Raw genomic sequence first — 16,807 nt, forward strand, 5'->3', positions numbered from 1 at the left:
CATTGATGAGGCTAAGAAAAATAAACGAAAAAAACAAATTATCTCCCCCCTTGTTTTTAATACACAATAAAAAGAAATATTTCACATGTTTAGTGTAGCAAAAAAGAAAAAACAATAAAATTTGGATCCTAAAGATGAAAAAGAAAGCCATCTGTGTTATGTATAGTAAAGTGAATGAGAACGTTAAAAAAGGGAATGAGTTAATAAAGTGATGTAGTAGAAAGAAAGGAGTAAAAGGATGGAATTTGCCCATATCTTTACACTAAGTGTATCTGTTGTAACAGCTATTAATATTTTATTAGCCGGTATTCTTATTTTCATTGAACGAAGAGATATAGGATCTACATGGGCGTGGCTTCTTATTTTATTTTTTATACCAATTGTCGGTTTTATTGTATATCTTTTCTTTGGAAGACAGCTAAAACAGAAAAACTTTTATAAATTGTCATCTGATGAGCGGGAATATTTAAGATCTTCAGTGGAAGAGCAATTAAAAGAACTTAAAGCGACCCATGAATATCGAAATGATTTATTAATCCAACATAATAAACTGCTGTTCACTAATTTAAATTCTTCTAAGTCACTTGTGCGCATCGACAACGAAATTGATATCTTCAGTGACGGTAATCAAAAATTTGAGGCATTGTTTGAGGATATTCGAAATGCTAAAAAAGAAATTAATATTCAATATTATATTATTCAACGAGATAATCTTGGGAAAAAATTAAGAGATGAGCTAACAAAAAAAGCAAAAGAAGGCATAAAGGTTCGCGTTCTTTATGATGAAGTAGGATCTAGAAAAATGACGCCATCATTCTTTAAGGAGCTTATTTCATATGGCGGCGAAGCACAGGCATTTTTCCCTTCAATTCTTCGCTTAATTAATTTTCGGATTAACAATCGAAATCATCGAAAGCTTTGTATTATCGATGGTGAAGTAGCATACATAGGAGGATTTAACGTAGGAGATGAATATTTAGGGTTAGATCCAAAAATGGGTTATTGGAGAGACACTCATTTTCGCATTAAAGGAGAGTCAGTGAACGATATTCAAGGGCGATTCATTTTAGATTGGCATCAAGCAACAAAGCAGCCAATTGAACTGGAACAATTTTTGCATCGTACAGAAACTCATTCTGGAACAGTTCCTGTACAAATTGTAGCAAGCGGTCCCAATTCGACTACCCAGCACCTGAAAAACATGTATATCTCATTGATTATGTCGGCCAAAGAAAGTGTATACCTTCAAACGCCTTACTTTATTCCTGACGCAAGCTTTATGGATGCTTGTAAAATTGCTTTATTATCTGGAGTAGAGATTCATATTATGATTCCAAACAAACCTGATCATCCTTTTGTTTATTGGGCTACGTGGTCTCATGTAGGGGAACTGCTGGCATACGGTGCGAATATTTATCTCTATGAAAAAGGCTTTTTGCATGCTAAAACGATTGTAGTAGATAATGAAGTGTCTTCTGTAGGAACGACGAATATCGATCCGCGAAGTTTCAGCCTTAATTTTGAAGTGAATGCAGTTGTATATGACCAGCCTATTTCCAAAAAGTTGCAGAACCTGTTTCTTGAAGATGTGCAATGCAGTTCAAAATTAACGTTTGAACGATATAAAGAGCGCTCTCTTCTTATAAAATTTAAAGAAGCGGTATCTCGCTTACTGTCACCAATTTTATAATAAAAATCATTGATATCATGAAACAGACTTGAATTTTTAGATTCAGGTCTGTTGTTTTATTGGTTTCTCCTTGTAAGGAGAGCTAGAGATAAAGTTAAAAAGTTTTACCAAAAAATCCAAGGGTATTAATACTATAACAAGCTAAAAAATGATAATACCTAGGAGGAATAGAAAATGACAAAAAATGTAGTAGGTACGTATGATTCAGAAGAGGCCGTTATTACAGCGATTCGAAATTTAAAAACACAGGGATATCCGGACAGTGCACTTTCTGTTTTGACAAACAGTGGTCCGCATCATGAAAATACAGAAGTGATTGAGCGTTCTGCAGGAATCGATGTGCAAACAGTTGATACAGATCAACACTCAAAGCACCATCAATCCTTTATGGAGAAAATAAAAAATGCTTTTACTTCGTCTGAAGAAAAAATGGATCAAGATGTTAATCGAATCGAAAATCAATTAACCGAATATGGTGTACCTGCTGCGGAAGCTTCCTCGTATGTATCTGATCTTAAAAAAGGAAAAGTTTTGCTGATGGTAGACGCAGTTGAGCATGATAAACACAATTTAGCTCTAGGACAAACCGTGACACCTGCTGAAAAATCAGCTGACCCAATGAATGAAAAAATGTTATACGGCAATCACGAAAATAAAATAAGGTAATGTTGAAGGAACTAAATAAGATAATAAAAGACTGCGTTCTTAAATAAAAGCTAGTTAACGAAAGGAAGGGGACCGATGAGAAATCTAGAAAAAACGGAATATGAACTTGACTATTTAAAACAGCAGCAAGAAGTTAATCAAGAGCTCATCAAAGTTTCACAGTCTCTTGTCGCTACGTTAAAACAGTATGAAGAAGAACCGACCAATACAGAAGTGTTAGCTGTAATCGCTGATTTAGAAGGTCAGCAAGAACAGCTCAAAGCAAAGACCGAAAAGATATCTGAAGAGCTTGCACATTTATAAAGTGAGATAAAAGAAGTTCCTATAAAAGGAACTTCTTTTTATGTTTTATTATACACAGTCTATTGTGAGAGAAAGAGAATCTTATATAACCGGATGTGAACGTTATGGGGGTAGTGATTTTGTTTTAGATACATATAGATGAGAAGGAACGCGATAAGACATTATATAAAAATGGGAAAAAGGAAGAACGGTCATTCGCTCTTCCTCCAGCCGTATTGCTTATGATAGTGATTTAGAAACGTCCGCCGCCAAGTTGCTGTTCAGCCATTTGCACAAGGCGTTTTGTGATTTCTCCGCCTACTGAGCCGTTTGCGCGTGCAGTTGTGTCAGGACCAAGAGTTACGCCAAATTCGCTAGCGATCTCATACTTCATTTGATCGATTGCTTGTTGAGCACCGTGTACTGCTAATTCGTTGCTGCTCTTATTTCTGCTGTTTGCCATCATAATCAACTCCTTTTATAAGGTTAAGATTATGATTTGATTAATAGATAGTTTTTATACATAAAATAAAAAAATTTTTTCAAGGACTTATAGAATATGCTTATTGGAATATAGTTACAAAGTTTTCCACTAGGTAACGGAAAATAATTATGTGTAGAAAGAGAGAGAGGTCACGTAAAATAGAACACAAGTAAGTAAGCGGTTACATATTATTCGAAATAGAATGAGAATGTTAATATTCCTATTCTAATTTAAAAGGAGGAGTCCATCATGTATCAAACATTAAAAAAATATGTACTATTGGCTGTTACATGGAGTCTAGCAATTGGCATTGTACTCTCTTATGAGAAAGAAGCGCTTGCGAAACAGGCGCACGAAAAAGCTACATCTTATCGTACAGTGACAGAGATATATGACTGGGGAGCGGTGATCACAAAAATTATTATTGACTTAGGTGAACCTGTTCCAACCAATTCACTTACAAAAGAAACGTTTAAGGTGCATGTGGCTCGAAGTGATAGTCGATTAAAACCGTCTTTATTGGAACAAGGAGATCGTACAATAAAAAAAGCCTATGTATCCGATAAAGATGGACAACCAGCCGTACATACTGGAAAATATGCAGTTTTAGAAATGGAAGTTGGACCAGCTGTTTCATTAGGAGCACCACTAAATTATGATGAATATGGTACAGGGTTAAATGCATGGATAGACAGTCAATATACCATTACCCAGCAAAAAGATATCGTAACAAAAAAAGGAAAGTTGTCAGGGCTTGTAGTGAAACAGTTTAAGGGAGAGAAAAGAGAGCTCGTAGATGATTTTACCATTCAAAAAGGTATATATTATAATATGGAATTGGCATACGCAAGTTACGCGCCGAAAAAAGATAAGAAAAAGAATCCGTTAATTATTTGGCTGCATGGAGGAGGAGAGGGAGGAACAGATGCAACAATTCCCTTATCTGCCAATAAAGCTGTTAGCTTTGTCACAAATGAAACTCAGGCTTATTTTAAAGGCGCCTACGTTTTAGTACCTCAAGCGCCAACGAAATGGATGGATGGTTATACAGGTGAAGCGGATGGAACTTCGATTTATAAAGAATCACTGATGGCACTAATTCAAGAATATGTTGCTAAAAATCCTGATATTGATCCCAATAGAATCTATATCGGAGGAGCATCTAACGGCGGATATATGACTATGCTTATGATTCGTGATTATCCAAACTATTTTGCAGCAGCATTTCCAGTATGTGAAGGACTAAATGATAGATTAATTACGGATCAAGATCTTGAAAAGATGAAAGAAACGCCTATTTGGTTCGTAGCCGCTAAAAATGATACGGTTCTTCCACCAACGATTAACACTCTTCCAACTTATGAACGTTTGGTGAAAAGCCATGCAAATAATGCTTATTTATCACTATTTGAAGATGTGCATGACACCACGGGTTTATACAAAAATAATGATGGTTCGCCCTATCAGTATAACGGGCATTCATCTTGGATATATCTGTATAATAATGAACCCAACGCTAAAATAAATGGAGCTACAACAACCATAATGAAATGGATGAGCAAGCAATCGTTGAACAACAATTAATCATTTATCAAAAAGCTGTTTCAAGTAGAGCAGCTTTTTTATGTCTCTTTTAAAGCTAAAGCATATATCTAAAATAAACGATTGAATACTTTCGTGATAAAATAAGGAAAGAGATCACGAAGAAAGGAACAGTGAAAGTGAAACCAACCATTTACGATGTTGCGAAAAAAGCAGGGGTATCGATAGCCACTGTATCCAAAGTAATCAATCAGACAGGCCGTATTAGTGAAAAAACGATAAAAAAAGTAAATGAAGTAATGATGGAATTAGATTATCAGCCTAGCAGTGTTGCAGCTGCGTTAACTGGGAAAAAGACATACACAATTGGCGTGCTAGTTCCTGACATCTCTAATCCTTTTTTCGCAGAGGTAGCAAGAGCTTTTGAGAATAGTGCCAGAGCAGCGGGATACACGCTTTTTTTATGCAGTACGGATCATCAAACAGAACGTGAGCATGAATACATAGATCTTTTATTCAAAAAGCAAGTAGATGGAATTATTATCGCAACCGAACTAAATGATACGAAGCTCGTAAAGAAAATTGTGAAGCATGATGTACCACTTGTATTGTTTTCAGTTGATCATCCTTCTATCTCAACGCATGTAGTGACAATTGATAACGTTCGCGGAGGATATATCGCAGGTACGTATTTAATAGAAAAAGGTCATCAATCGGTAACGATTATCACTGAAAAAGATAGAAAAAGCAGTGAGGGGCGATTAGCAGGATTTAAACAAGCGCTCACAGAGGCAAATTTATCACTAGAAAATCAGTCCATTATCAGCTGTTATTCAACAGTAGAAGATAGCAGAAGAGCAAGTAAACAGCTGCTTTCTTTGCCTAATAGGCCGACAGCAGTCTTTGCATGTACGGACTTAATTGGAATATCCCTCATAAATGAGGCAAGAAAGCAGGGGCTTTCAATTCCAGGAGATCTGTCGGTAATTGGATTTGATAATACAATTTATGCCGATATTGCTGAGCCTGGTTTGACAACGATTGAACAACCTATTTCGCAGATGGCAACTAGTACGTTCGAACAGCTGTTAAAGTCTATGAAAAAAGAAGAGCATGCAAAGCAGCGAATAACAATTATTCCAGAACTAGTAGAACGTGCGTCGGTAAAAAAGCTATAAAACAGAGAAAAGAAAAAGCTGCATGTGCCTGGGCACATGCAGCTTTTTTACTTAATAATATTTATAGAGAGACCGGATTTTTGACTTCGTTTATTGTTTCGCCTTTGACTGTTGTTTCTGTTGGAATTGTAAGGAAACCCGTTAAAAAAGCTCCAAAGAAATACAGGCAAGCAAAGATCCAGATTACGCCGCCCGTGCCTAAAAGACCTATGAAAATAGTTACAATTAAAGGGCCTACAAAAGCAGAAAGTCCAGATCCTAAATTCAATACGGACATCGCAGCTCCTTTATTCTCTGGAGCTAAGGAAGGCACTAACGCTGTAAGAGGGACATATCCTGCTAGTGTTGCACCGTAACAGCATGCGACAATCATCATTACCCAATAATTATGTCCTACGAATTGAGGTACATAGTAAAGAGCGAGTGTTACAATTCCGCATCCTACTCCACCAAACCATTTGATTGTATTTACCCAGCCAAATTTATCTCCAACAATACCAAAAATAATATTAAAAGCCATATTCACAAAAAACAGAGTGCCCCAGATTTGAAGCCATTCGCTCATTGTGAAATCGTGTTTCATCATATAGGTTGGCAAGAAGACAACAAATCCAAATTGAGCAGCGGAGTTAATAATCTTTACAACTCCACCGATTCCTACTTTAGGGTTCTCAAATGCAATTGTAATCCCTTTCATTAATTCTTTTGTTTTGTTATCGCTTACTTTTTGAACGGTAAATCTGTCTTTATTCATGATAATTGAAAAGATTCCGCCGATCAAAACAAAAAGTAAACCACTCCACAAGGTAGCAATTTCGCCGATTTTAGGAACCATGTAACTGGAATAAAAAGCTCCGATTACGCTTAAACCAAGCTGGAAGACAAACCAAAACCAGCCTACTGCTTTTGAAAGCATTTCCTGGGGCGTGCGGTAAGACACCCAGACCAAGAATGAGTAAGCAAATAAAGGGTAGCCAAATCCTCTAAGAGCATAACAAATTAATATAATTGTGTAATTCATAATATGAAGTCCTATACCTATAAATCCAATTGAACCAATAATAAAGGATATCAAGCCGAATGCCATTGCTTTTCTAGGACCCCACAGCTGAACCAGTACGCCGGAGAACCAGGAAGAAATAGAGACCGTAATACCGTAAACGGTAAAAAGTAAAGCAGCATGTTCAATGGTTAAACCTCTTTCTACAAGATAAGGAGATAACCATCCTTGTTCTAAGCCATCGCCAATCATAAAAACAATAATACCTATGTATCCCCACGTTAAATGAGAAGGGATCCCAATCCTGTCAAGAGCTGTTTTTCTGGAAATAAATTCATTCATTTTTCCACACCACCAGATCGATTATTTTGTTGAAAACATCAAACTAATTTGGTTAAGCGCTTAATCTATTTGATAAAAAGTATACGCTTACATTTTTTAAACGTCAATTAAAATTTTAAATATATCTAATTTTCAATTAAATGATTTCAACAGTGGAAATAGTAGTAGATAAGATTATAATAACTTGCCCTTATTATAAAAATACTTAAATATAGAGAATTCCCTTAATTTTAAGCATAAATAGATAAAAATAAGGTTTTTCATACTGTACCATCAGATGAATAAAAAACAAATATTCTAAATAATCTATAAAAAAATGTTGCATTTCAAAAAACAGTATGTATAATTGGAAATAGGAAAGCGCTTAACCTAAAAATAGGTTTGAGCGAATATTTTCTTAACTTTTAATTAAAGGGGAAAATAAGATGGGGATTCTTACAATTGGAATAATTGGTGCTGGACGAATAGGTAAATTACATGTTGATAATTTAAAATTAATGCCGCAAATAAAAATTAAAGCGGTTTCAGACGTAGTGGTAGATCATTTGCACGAGTGGGCTGCAAGTAAAGGAATTTCAACGTTAACAACAAATTATCAAGATTTATTAGCAGATTCAGAAATTGATGCCGTTTTCATTTGTTCGCCAACGAATACGCACGCATCGATTATTGAAGAAGCTGCTCGAGCGAAAAAGCATATTTTCTGTGAAAAGCCCGTTAGTTTTTCAGTAGAAGAAACAATCCAAGCGTTAGAAGTAGTAAAAGAACACGGCGTACAGCTTCAAGTTGGCTTTAACCGACGATTTGATCCCAACTTTAAAAAAGTGCATGATCTTGTACAGCAGGGAGAAGTAGGACAGCCGCACATTTTAAAAATCACCTCCAGAGATCCTCAGCCTCCGAGTCCAGAATACGTCCGCGCTTCAGGAGGATTGTTCATGGATATGATGATTCATGATTTTGATATGGCTCGTTATGTAATGGACAGTGAAGTAATTGAAGTATCGGCTTACGGGACGACGCTCATCGATCCTGCTATTGAAGAAGCAGGGGATATAGATACGGCAATTGTGTCATTAAAATTTGCAAACGGAGCTTTAGGCGTGATTGATAACAGTCGTCAAGCTGTCTACGGTTACGACCAGCGCCTTGAAGTTTTTGGTGAAAAAGGTTCCGCTACTGCTGATAATTGCCGTCCAACTACAGTAGAAATATCAACAGGCGAAACTGTAGTGAAAGAGAAGCCGCTATATTTCTTCCTTGAACGCTATACACAAGCATATATAGATGAAGTAACACAGTTTGCAAGAGCAATTATGGAAAATCAAAGCGTAATTTGTACAGGTAACGATGGATTACAGGCAGAACGAATTGCTAAAGCAGCAAAAAAATCTTTACTATCAGGGCAGCCAGTGAAGATTGAACATAAAAAATACGCAGTGAATTAATGATAGAAATGTGGGCTGAAAGAGAATATCTTGCTCTTTTCGCCTTTTTAGGAAAGCGCTTAACTAAGGAGGAGTAAAGATGAATCCGCTTGTTTTTAAAGAAAATCGTGAGTTAGATTTTATCGCTATCGGTCGCTTATGTATTGATTTAAATGCAAATGAAACACAGCGTCCAATGGAAGAGACTAAAACATTCACTAAATATGTAGGAGGCTCTCCAGCTAATATTGCGATTGGAGCAGCAAGGCTAGGCTTAAAAACCGGTTTTATCGGAAAAGTATCAGATGATCAAATGGGCCGCTTCATTACTGGGTATCTTCAAAAAAATAAGATTAATACAGATAGTATTGCTGTCGATAAAACAGGGGCTGTAACGGGGCTTGCTTTTACGGAAATCAAGAGCCCTACAGATTGCAGCATCTTAATGTATCGAGATAACGTAGCGGATTTAAAACTAGATCCTACAGAAGTATCAGAAGAATATATTAAGAAGTCAAAGGCTCTTTTAATATCTGGAACCGCTCTTGCACAAAGTCCTTCTCGTGAAGCTGTATTTCTAGCATTAGAATACGCACGCAAGCATGAAGTTGTAGTGTTTTTTGATATTGACTATCGTCCATATACATGGGAATCGGAAGCTGAAACGGCAGTCTATTTTAATTTAGCTGCTGAAAAATCAGATGTGATTATTGGTACGCGAGAAGAGTTTGACATGATGGAAAAACTTTTAAATTATAAAGAATCTAATGATCAAGTAACAGCAGAGCGCTGGTTTTCTCACCATGCTCAAATCGTCGTGATTAAGCATGGTGGAGAAGGATCTATTGCCTATACAAGAGATGGTAAGTCTCACCGTGGAGGAATATTTAAAACAAAAGTTCTGAAAACGTTTGGTGCTGGTGATTCCTATGCTTCAGCCTTTATTTATGGATTGATGCAAGGACTGGAAATTCCACAGGCAATGCGATTGGGGGGGGCCTCCGCTTCGATTGTCATTTCAAGACACAGTTGTTCAGATGCTATGCCGACAAGCGTTGAGCTCTTCAACTTTATGGAGACAGCAACTGAAGTTTTGCAGGAAGCCTAATAAACCAAGGGAAAATCTTGAGAGATTAAAGGAATAGAAGCTTATTAAAATCAGATAAAGGGAGAGATATTCTATGACGCAAACAGCAGTAAAAACAGTAAAAAACTATATTGGTGGACAATGGATTGAATCAGCTGCATCAAAAACGGAACCTGTGTATAACCCAGCAACAGGTGAATTAATCGCACAGGTACCTCTTTCTACAAAAGAAGACGTAGATCAAGCGGTGCAAGCAGCAAATGAAGCGTTCAAAGGGTGGGCAAAAACAGCTGTGCCTAAACGTGCACGAATTTTATTCAAGTATCAGCAGCTATTAGTAGATAACTGGGATGAATTAGCAAAGTTAGTGACAGTTGAAAACGGAAAAAGCTTTAACGAAGCGCGAGGTGAAGTGCAGCGTGGAATTGAATGCGTAGAATTCGCGGCAGGAGCTCCTACGTTAATGATGGGGAAACAGCTTCCTGATATTGCAACAGATATTGAGTCTGGCATGTACCGCTATCCAATTGGCGTCATTGGAGGAATTACACCGTTCAATTTTCCAATGATGGTTCCTTGCTGGATGTTCCCGCTTGCGATCGCTTGCGGCAATACATTTGTGTTAAAGCCTTCTGAGCGTACGCCGCTGTTAGCTGCAAGATTAGCTGAGCTGTTTGAAGAAGCTGGTTTGCCAAAAGGTGTATTAAATATTGTAAACGGCGCGCATGATGTGGTAAACGGTCTTCTTGAACATAAATTAGTGAAAGCTATTTCGTTTGTAGGTTCCCAGCCTGTAGCTGAGTACGTGTACAAAAAAGGTACGGAAAACTTAAAGCGTGTTCAAGCTTTAGCCGGTGCTAAAAACCATTCAATTGTATTAAATGATGCAGATTTGAACGTAGCAACAAAACAAATTATCGGAGCCGCTTTTGGTTCAGCAGGTGAACGCTGTATGGCAGCATCTGTTGTTACTGTACAAGAAGAAATTGCGGATCAGCTAATTGAAAGATTAGTAGAGGAAGCAAATGATATTGTAATTGGGGACGGCTTAGAAGAAAACGTCTTCTTAGGACCAGTCATTCGTGAAAATCATAAAGAGCGTACGCTCAGCTATATTGAATCAGGCGTGCAAGAAGGAGCGGAGCTTATTCGTGACGGTCGCACAGATGCAGCAGTAAATGGCAAGGGCTACTTTGTCGGACCAACGATTTTTGATCATGTTACGCAAGAAATGAAAATTTGGCAAGATGAAATTTTTGCACCTGTGCTGTCTATTGTACGTGTGAAAACATTAGAAGAAGCTATTGAAGTAGCTAATAACTCTCGATTTGCAAACGGTGCTTGTATTTATACAGATAGCGGCGCAAGCGTACGTGAGTTCCGTGAAAATATTGAATCTGGTATGTTAGGAGTAAATGTAGGGGTACCGGCACCTATGGCATTCTTCCCATTCTCTGGCTGGAAAGATTCTTTTTACGGTGATCTTCATGCAAATGGTACGGACGGCGTGGAGTTTTATACAAGAAAGAAAATGGTAACAACGCGCTGGTAAGTGATTCATTAAAAATCGCATTCCATTTTAAAAGGAGGTATCAGGAATTAAAGATATTCCTTATGCTTCCTTTTTTAAAATCGCAATCTAGTATTAGAAGGGAGAAAGAAGCATGGAAACAGTTAGAATGACGACGGCACAAGCATTAGTGAAGTTTTTAAATCAGCAGTATGTTGAATTTGATGGAAAGCAGCATCAGTTTATTAAAGGGATTTTTACAATTTTCGGGCACGGAAATGTAGTAGGTCTTGGGCAAGCTTTGGAAGAAGACCCAGGAAATCTAGATGTATATCAAGGACGTAATGAACAAGGAATGGCCAATGCAGCGATGGCTTTTGCAAAACAAAAACATCGAAAGCAGATTATGGCTTGCACATCTTCAGTAGGACCAGGTTCGGCAAATATGGTTACAACGGCAGCAACAGCTTCAGCTAATAACATTCCAGTTTTGTTGCTTCCCGGCGATGTATTTGCAACTAGACAGCCTGATCCTGTTTTGCAGCAAATTGAACAGACATATGATTTATCTATTTCTACAAACGATGCTTTCCGTCCAGTGAGTAAGTACTGGGATCGCGTAAGCCGCCCTGAACAATTGATGACAGCTATGATTAATGCGATACGTGTGTTAACGAATCCTGCAGATACGGGAGCTGTAACTATTTGTTTGCCTCAAGATGTGCAGGGAGAAGCATGGGACTTTCCAGCTTATTTCTTCCAAAAGCGCGTTCACCGCATTGAGCGTCGCCTTCCGACTAGGGACAGTCTAGCAGATGCAATTCAAGCAATAAAAACAAAGAAAAAGCCAATCATCATTTGCGGAGGAGGCGTTCGGTATTCAGAAGCTGCAAAAGAGTTAAAACAATTTGCTAGTGAGTTCCATATTCCATTTGGAGAAACTCAAGCTGGGAAAAGTGCCGTTGAAAGCGACTATCGCTATAATCTTGGCGGAATAGGTGTAACAGGAAACTCAGCTGCTAATACAATCGCTAAAGATGCGGATTTAGTAATTGGAGTAGGCACTCGATTTACTGATTTTACAACAGCATCTAAACAGCTTTTTCAACATCCCGACGTGCAATTTCTTACTATTAACACGTCTGAATTTCATGCAAATAAACTGGATGCCGTGAAGCTTGTAGCTGATGCAAAAGAAGGGTTGTTTGCTCTTAGGAAAGAGCTCATGTCAATTGGCTATCAGTCTGGTTACACGACAGAAATTGCAAGTGCAAAAGACGCATGGGAAGCAGAATTAGAGCGTCTACATAGCATACGTTTTACAGGGGCAGATTTTATTCCAGAAATAAAAGGTCATTTAGATGAAAGCTTAGCTGAATATGCAGAATCACTTGGTACTCAATTAACGCAAACAGAAGTAATTGGAGAGGTGAATAAGCTCCTTGATGACAACTCCGTCATTGTTGGTGCAGCTGGAAGTCTTCCAGGTGACTTACAGAGAATGTGGAAGTCTAATAAACCCAATACCTATCATATGGAATATGGATATTCATGTATGGGATATGAAGTATCAGGTGCACTTGGAGTTAAGCTGGCTGAACCAGCTAAAGAAGTGTATGCGATGGTTGGAGATGGAAGCTATCAAATGCTGCATTCAGAGCTCATTACAAGCCTTCAAGAAAGAAAAAAGATAAATATTTTACTGTTTGATAACTCCGGATTTGGATGTATTAATAATCTTCAAATGTCAAATGGAATGGGGAGTTTTGGAACAGAGTTTCGCTATCGAAACGATGAAACAGGAAAATTAAACGGAAACGTGATGAAAATTGATTTTGCAGCCAGCGCCGCAGGCTACGGTGTAAAAACATATCGTGTAAGCTCTCTTGAAGAACTAAAAACGGCAATGGAAGATGCACAAAAACAAGAGACTTCTACATTAATTGATATTAAAGTGCTACCCAAAACTATGACAAACGGTTATGAATCGTGGTGGCATGTAGGAGTAGCAGAGGTATCTGAAAATCACCATGTACAAGAAGCCTATAAGGATAAAGTGAAAAATCTTGAAATGGCCAGAGGTTATTAACAAGCAAGAGAAATGGCCGATGTTGAGGGGAAACATTCGGTGAATATAATAGCGTTTTCAATTTGATATAGGGGAGAGGAAGACATGTTCAAGGAAAACACGGTCAAACTGGGGATTGCTCCAATCGCTTGGACAAATGATGACATGCCTGAACTAGGAGCTGAAAATACATTTGAACAGTGTATCAGTGAGATGGCTTTAACCGGTTTTAAAGGAAGTGAGGTAGGAAACAAATATCCGCGAAATGTTTCGATCTTAAGGAAGGCATTATCACTTCGGAATTTAGAAATTGCAAGCGCATGGTTTAGTACATTTTTAACGACAAAGCCGCTGGAAGAAACGGTGACGCCATTTATTGAACATCGCGATTTTTTATACGAAATGGGAGCAAAAGTAATTGTTGTATCTGAACAAGGACACAGCATTCAAGGGATGATGGATGTACCTTTATTCAAAGAAAAGCCCGTGTTCACGCCAACAGAGTGGAGCAGCCTTATAGAAGGCCTGCACTATCTTGGGAAACTAGCAAGAGAGAAAGATATGCATATTGTCTATCATCATCACATGGGAACAGGCGTCCAAACAACAGAAGAAATTGAGCAGCTAATGGAGCTTACCAATCCAGAGCTTGTTTCGCTCCTATTTGATACCGGTCATCTTGTTTTTTCAGGCGAAGAACCTCTTTATATCTTAAAAAAATATCTTCATCGTATTAAACATGTTCATTTGAAAGATATTCGCCAAGAAGTAGTTGATCGAGTCAAACAACAAGACCTGAGCTTCTTGCAAGCGGTAAAAGAAGGAGCCTTTACTGTTCCAGGCGACGGAGTTATTGAATTTGATGAAGTATTTACTACGCTTGCCGCTTCTGATTATAACGGCTGGTTTGTCGTAGAAGCAGAACAGGATCCAGCGCTTGCTAATCCTTTTGAATATGCGTTAAAAGCAAGAAACTTTATTAAAGAAAAAAGCGGTCTTTAATTTCTATTGTAAAAGGTTTTACGCCTTTTATATGTTTATGAAAGGAAAGGAGGAGATGAAATGAAGCCAACCATCTATAGTGTGGCTGAAGAAGCAGGTGTATCAATTTCCACCGTATCAAAAGTTATCAATCAAACCGGTCACATTAGTGAAAGAACAAGACAAAAAGTAATTGAGGTTATGGGGCAGTTGAATTACCATCCAAGCGTCGTAGCATCTGCTTTAACAGGAAAGCCTACTAAAACGATTGGGCTTCTCGTACCCGACATCTCCAACCCTTTTTTTGCCGATTTGGCAAGAAGCATAGAAGACCGAAGTCATGAGCGAGGTTTCCATGTTGTAATGTGTAATACCGATAACGATGCGGAAAAAGAGAAAAAATATCTATCGCTGTTAATTCGTCAGAGAATCGACGGTTTAATTGTAGCATCTGCTTTTCGCAATGCTAATCTTTTAAAAAATATGCTGAAGCAAGATATACCCATTAGCGTTATTGCTTCAGAAATCCCTCACATATCTGTTAATACAGTGACAGTGGATGACTATAAGGGAAGCTATTTGGCGACTGATTATTTGCTATCTTTGCATCATAAAAAAATTGCGATTATTACAGAAAATGCAAAAAGTAATCACGCCCGTTTAGATGCTTTTCGAGATGCCATGCAAGAAAATGGAATCACTGTGTTACCTCAGCACGTTATTACGACCGAAGCAAGTATTCAAAAAGGATATGAAAGTGCTAAGCAAATTTTTTTAATGAAGGAGAAAGTGACGGCTATTTTTGCTTGTAACGATTTACTGGCTATTGGCGTCATACAAGCGGCAAAAGAATTCAACATTGATGTGCCGAATGACTTATCAGTGATTGGCTTTGATAATACCGTTCTTTCTACTACCATCACGCCCATGTTGACGACGGTAGCACAACCGACAAAAGAAATGGCTGTAAACGTAGTGGATTTGCTGGTTAGAGAAATGGAATACTCAACGATGCATAAAGAACATTTACTTCTTGAGCCGAAATTGATTGTCCGGAAATCGACGGCTCCGTTACGAAGAAACGCCACAGCATCTGCAAATAATTGAATACAATCAAGAGTATTGCTGTTAATAAAAACTCTTCACAGTCACATATTCAAAAGAATGTATAAAGTCTATGAAGAAAAAATGAGTGATTAGTAAATTCTGATTGTGCTACTACATAAAGGAGGAAGTTAAACATGCTAGGTAAATTAGGTGAATTAAATAAAGGATACAACGTACTTACAGAAATGGCCGGTCAGCACAAAGATATGCTGATGGATATTGGGATTTATAATATGTCTCAAGGAAAAGAGGAAACTTTACTAGACAGCAGCAATGAAACGGCTATTCTTTTACTAGAAGGAAAGGTAAAGCTAGAGTGGGAAGGACATTCGAAAGAAATTCAGCGTGAGTCTCTTTTTGAAGAAGAGCCTTGGTGTTTGCACGTTTCGAAAAATGTGGAGGTTAAAATTACCGCGCTTGCCAATAGTGAAGTACTAGTTCAAAAAACGGATAATGAAAAAGAATTTTCATCAAAATTATATACGCCTGAAGACTGTCAAAATACAGTAGCTGGTGAAGGAGTATGGGAAGGTACCGCTCAGCGTGTCATTCGGACAATCTTTGATTATAATAACGCTCCTTATTCTAACCTTGTTATTGGAGAAGTTATTTCTTATCCAGGAAGATGGTCGAGCTATCCGCCTCATCATCATGATCAGCCTGAAGTATATTACTATCGTTTTGACAAGCCGCAAGGATTTGGCTGTGCAATGGTTGGAGAAGATGCATACCGTGTAGTTGATAATAGTTTTATTACAATTCCAGGTGAATTAGATCATCCTCAAGCAACGGCTCCCGGCTATGCGATGTACTTCTGCTGGATGATTCGCCATCTTGACAATAATCCATGGACAGACCGTATTATGGAAGAAGAGCATAAGTGGTTATTAGAGCCGGATGCAAAAATTTGGCCTGAAAAATAAATAAAACTCTTTATACGAAATGGGTTTCAAATGTTGAAAAGCCTCGAATAAAAAAATAATTATGCGTAAAATAATAGTTTATTTTTGTAAAATATGTTTTTATATGTTAAAGTATAGCTTGTATTAATATTCAGGCGATGATATCGCTCTTTTTGGCAGATTCCTTTTTTAGGAGTCTCTTTTTTTTCTAAACAGAAGCAAGAGATCGTATGTCAATCAAAAAAAAGGAGATAAGCGTAGCCGCTTATCTCCTTTTCTTTTTAGCATTATCTAACGCTAAGTTCTTTTTCACTACTTTTTCTAAAGCAACTTCCACGTGAACATTTTTTTCATCGATGTCATTCACAAGCACGACGGTTCCTTTTCGTCCCTTAATCTTTAAATCATCACCCGTAGAAGGAATGTTTCCCCTCAGCTGGCTTAATAGAAGCTTTCTGTTTTCAAAAAAGTGGACAGCCACCATTTTATCTCACCTAATTTCATATGATATGTGTGATACAAAGATGTGTATATGAAATCC

The 16,807-nt window shown here is 37.7% G+C and carries 15 protein-coding genes; 12 read left to right on the forward strand and 3 right to left on the reverse strand.

The annotated features are described in order from the left end of the window. The first annotated feature begins 238 nt into the window (after positions 1-238). The 3 genes from cls to NST66_RS00970 all read left to right on the forward strand — a co-directional run bounded on the left by cls (position 239) and on the right by NST66_RS00970 (position 2,659). Positions 239-1,690 (forward strand): cardiolipin synthase, encoded by a 1,452-nt coding sequence (cls, locus tag NST66_RS00960; protein WP_028414357.1) that lies wholly within the window; start codon positions 239-241, stop codon positions 1,688-1,690. Positions 1,691-1,864: 174 nt separating this feature from the next. Then, positions 1,865-2,356 carry a general stress protein gene (locus NST66_RS00965; RefSeq protein WP_182029530.1) on the forward strand — a complete coding sequence of 164 codons (492 nt, stop codon included), beginning with the start codon at positions 1,865-1,867 and terminating at the stop codon, positions 2,354-2,356. A gap of 75 nt (positions 2,357-2,431) precedes the next feature. Further along, entirely contained in the window at positions 2,432-2,659 is a 228-nt protein-coding gene (locus tag NST66_RS00970; protein WP_028414355.1) for a hypothetical protein, read from the forward strand. Positions 2,660-2,891: 232 nt separating this feature from the next. On the opposite strand, the gene NST66_RS00975 is transcribed toward NST66_RS00970, so the two are convergent. After that, entirely contained in the window at positions 2,892-3,101 is a 210-nt protein-coding gene (locus tag NST66_RS00975; RefSeq protein WP_016762907.1) for an alpha/beta-type small acid-soluble spore protein, read from the reverse strand. A 270-nt stretch (positions 3,102-3,371) separates the two neighbouring features. Between NST66_RS00975 and NST66_RS00980 the strand changes: the two genes are divergently transcribed. Both NST66_RS00980 and NST66_RS00985 read left to right on the forward strand, forming a co-directional pair. Continuing rightward, positions 3,372-4,706 carry a prolyl oligopeptidase family serine peptidase gene (locus tag NST66_RS00980; protein ID WP_182029528.1) on the forward strand — a complete coding sequence of 445 codons (1,335 nt, stop codon included), beginning with the start codon at positions 3,372-3,374 and terminating at the stop codon, positions 4,704-4,706. A 137-nt stretch (positions 4,707-4,843) separates the two neighbouring features. After that, complete coding sequence (locus NST66_RS00985; protein ID WP_028414353.1) at positions 4,844-5,842, forward strand: LacI family DNA-binding transcriptional regulator; 999 nt, start codon at positions 4,844-4,846, stop codon at positions 5,840-5,842. A 61-nt stretch (positions 5,843-5,903) separates the two neighbouring features. On the opposite strand, the gene NST66_RS00990 is transcribed toward NST66_RS00985, so the two are convergent. After that, on the reverse strand, positions 5,904-7,184 hold the full coding sequence (locus tag NST66_RS00990) for an MFS transporter (protein ID WP_033580688.1): 1,281 nt from the start codon (positions 7,182-7,184) through the stop codon (positions 5,904-5,906). 425 nt (positions 7,185-7,609) lie between these two features. On the opposite strand from NST66_RS00990, the gene iolG reads away from it, so the two are divergent. The 7 genes from iolG (at position 7,610) to NST66_RS01025 (ending at position 16,287) form a co-directional block, all read left to right on the forward strand. Further along, entirely contained in the window at positions 7,610-8,632 is a 1,023-nt protein-coding gene (gene iolG, locus NST66_RS00995) for an inositol 2-dehydrogenase (RefSeq protein ID WP_155008643.1), read from the forward strand. A gap of 79 nt (positions 8,633-8,711) precedes the next feature. Continuing rightward, positions 8,712-9,719 (forward strand): 5-dehydro-2-deoxygluconokinase, encoded by a 1,008-nt coding sequence (iolC, locus tag NST66_RS01000; protein ID WP_028414350.1) that lies wholly within the window; start codon positions 8,712-8,714, stop codon positions 9,717-9,719. A gap of 73 nt (positions 9,720-9,792) precedes the next feature. After that, a complete protein-coding gene (locus NST66_RS01005; protein ID WP_028414349.1) occupies positions 9,793-11,250 on the forward strand; it encodes a CoA-acylating methylmalonate-semialdehyde dehydrogenase in 1,458 nt (485 codons plus the stop codon). A 112-nt stretch (positions 11,251-11,362) separates the two neighbouring features. Beyond that, the gene (gene iolD / locus NST66_RS01010; RefSeq protein WP_155008644.1) at positions 11,363-13,297 is read left to right on the forward strand and encodes a 3D-(3,5/4)-trihydroxycyclohexane-1,2-dione acylhydrolase (decyclizing); all 1,935 of its coding nucleotides are present in this window, start codon (positions 11,363-11,365) and stop codon (positions 13,295-13,297) included. 84 nt (positions 13,298-13,381) lie between these two features. Next, positions 13,382-14,278, forward strand: coding sequence for a myo-inosose-2 dehydratase (iolE, locus tag NST66_RS01015; protein WP_028414347.1), 897 nt, complete (start codon positions 13,382-13,384; stop codon positions 14,276-14,278). 60 nt (positions 14,279-14,338) lie between these two features. Beyond that, positions 14,339-15,364: a LacI family DNA-binding transcriptional regulator gene (locus NST66_RS01020; RefSeq protein WP_033580685.1), complete on the forward strand. Its 1,026-nt coding sequence runs from the start codon at positions 14,339-14,341 to the stop codon at positions 15,362-15,364. Between the two features lie 134 nt (positions 15,365-15,498). Further along, a complete protein-coding gene (locus NST66_RS01025; protein ID WP_034268093.1) occupies positions 15,499-16,287 on the forward strand; it encodes a 5-deoxy-glucuronate isomerase in 789 nt (262 codons plus the stop codon). A 244-nt stretch (positions 16,288-16,531) separates the two neighbouring features. Here the strand turns inward: NST66_RS01025 and NST66_RS01030 are convergent, their stop codons facing one another. Beyond that, positions 16,532-16,750 carry a hypothetical protein gene (locus NST66_RS01030; protein WP_311265351.1) on the reverse strand — a complete coding sequence of 73 codons (219 nt, stop codon included), beginning with the start codon at positions 16,748-16,750 and terminating at the stop codon, positions 16,532-16,534. Positions 16,751-16,807 lie beyond the last annotated feature (57 nt).

The sequence above is a fragment of the Priestia sp. FSL W8-0524 genome (genome assembly GCF_038005965.1).
Taxonomy (GTDB): Bacteria; Bacillota; Bacilli; order Bacillales; family Bacillaceae_H; genus Priestia; species Priestia zanthoxyli.

Excerpts from the sequence above, each read along its gene's own strand:
- NST66_RS01005 (WP_028414349.1), top strand. The coding sequence starts at position 9,793 with ATGACGCAAACAGCAGTAAAAACAGTAAAAAACTATATTGGTGGACAA.
- NST66_RS00975 (WP_016762907.1), bottom strand. The coding sequence starts at position 3,101 with ATGGCAAACAGCAGAAATAAGAGCAGCAACGAATTAGCAGTACACGGT.
- NST66_RS00970 (WP_028414355.1), top strand. The coding sequence starts at position 2,432 with ATGAGAAATCTAGAAAAAACGGAATATGAACTTGACTATTTAAAACAG.
- cls (WP_028414357.1), top strand. The coding sequence starts at position 239 with ATGGAATTTGCCCATATCTTTACACTAAGTGTATCTGTTGTAACAGCT.
- NST66_RS01020 (WP_033580685.1), top strand. The coding sequence starts at position 14,339 with ATGAAGCCAACCATCTATAGTGTGGCTGAAGAAGCAGGTGTATCAATT.
- NST66_RS00980 (WP_182029528.1), top strand. The coding sequence starts at position 3,372 with ATGTATCAAACATTAAAAAAATATGTACTATTGGCTGTTACATGGAGT.
- iolD (WP_155008644.1), top strand. The coding sequence starts at position 11,363 with ATGGAAACAGTTAGAATGACGACGGCACAAGCATTAGTGAAGTTTTTA.
- NST66_RS00965 (WP_182029530.1), top strand. The coding sequence starts at position 1,865 with ATGACAAAAAATGTAGTAGGTACGTATGATTCAGAAGAGGCCGTTATT.
- iolG (WP_155008643.1), top strand. The coding sequence starts at position 7,610 with ATGGGGATTCTTACAATTGGAATAATTGGTGCTGGACGAATAGGTAAA.
- iolC (WP_028414350.1), top strand. The coding sequence starts at position 8,712 with ATGAATCCGCTTGTTTTTAAAGAAAATCGTGAGTTAGATTTTATCGCT.
- NST66_RS01030 (WP_311265351.1), bottom strand. The coding sequence starts at position 16,750 with ATGGTGGCTGTCCACTTTTTTGAAAACAGAAAGCTTCTATTAAGCCAG.
- iolE (WP_028414347.1), top strand. The coding sequence starts at position 13,382 with ATGTTCAAGGAAAACACGGTCAAACTGGGGATTGCTCCAATCGCTTGG.
- NST66_RS01025 (WP_034268093.1), top strand. The coding sequence starts at position 15,499 with ATGCTAGGTAAATTAGGTGAATTAAATAAAGGATACAACGTACTTACA.
- NST66_RS00990 (WP_033580688.1), bottom strand. The coding sequence starts at position 7,184 with ATGAATGAATTTATTTCCAGAAAAACAGCTCTTGACAGGATTGGGATC.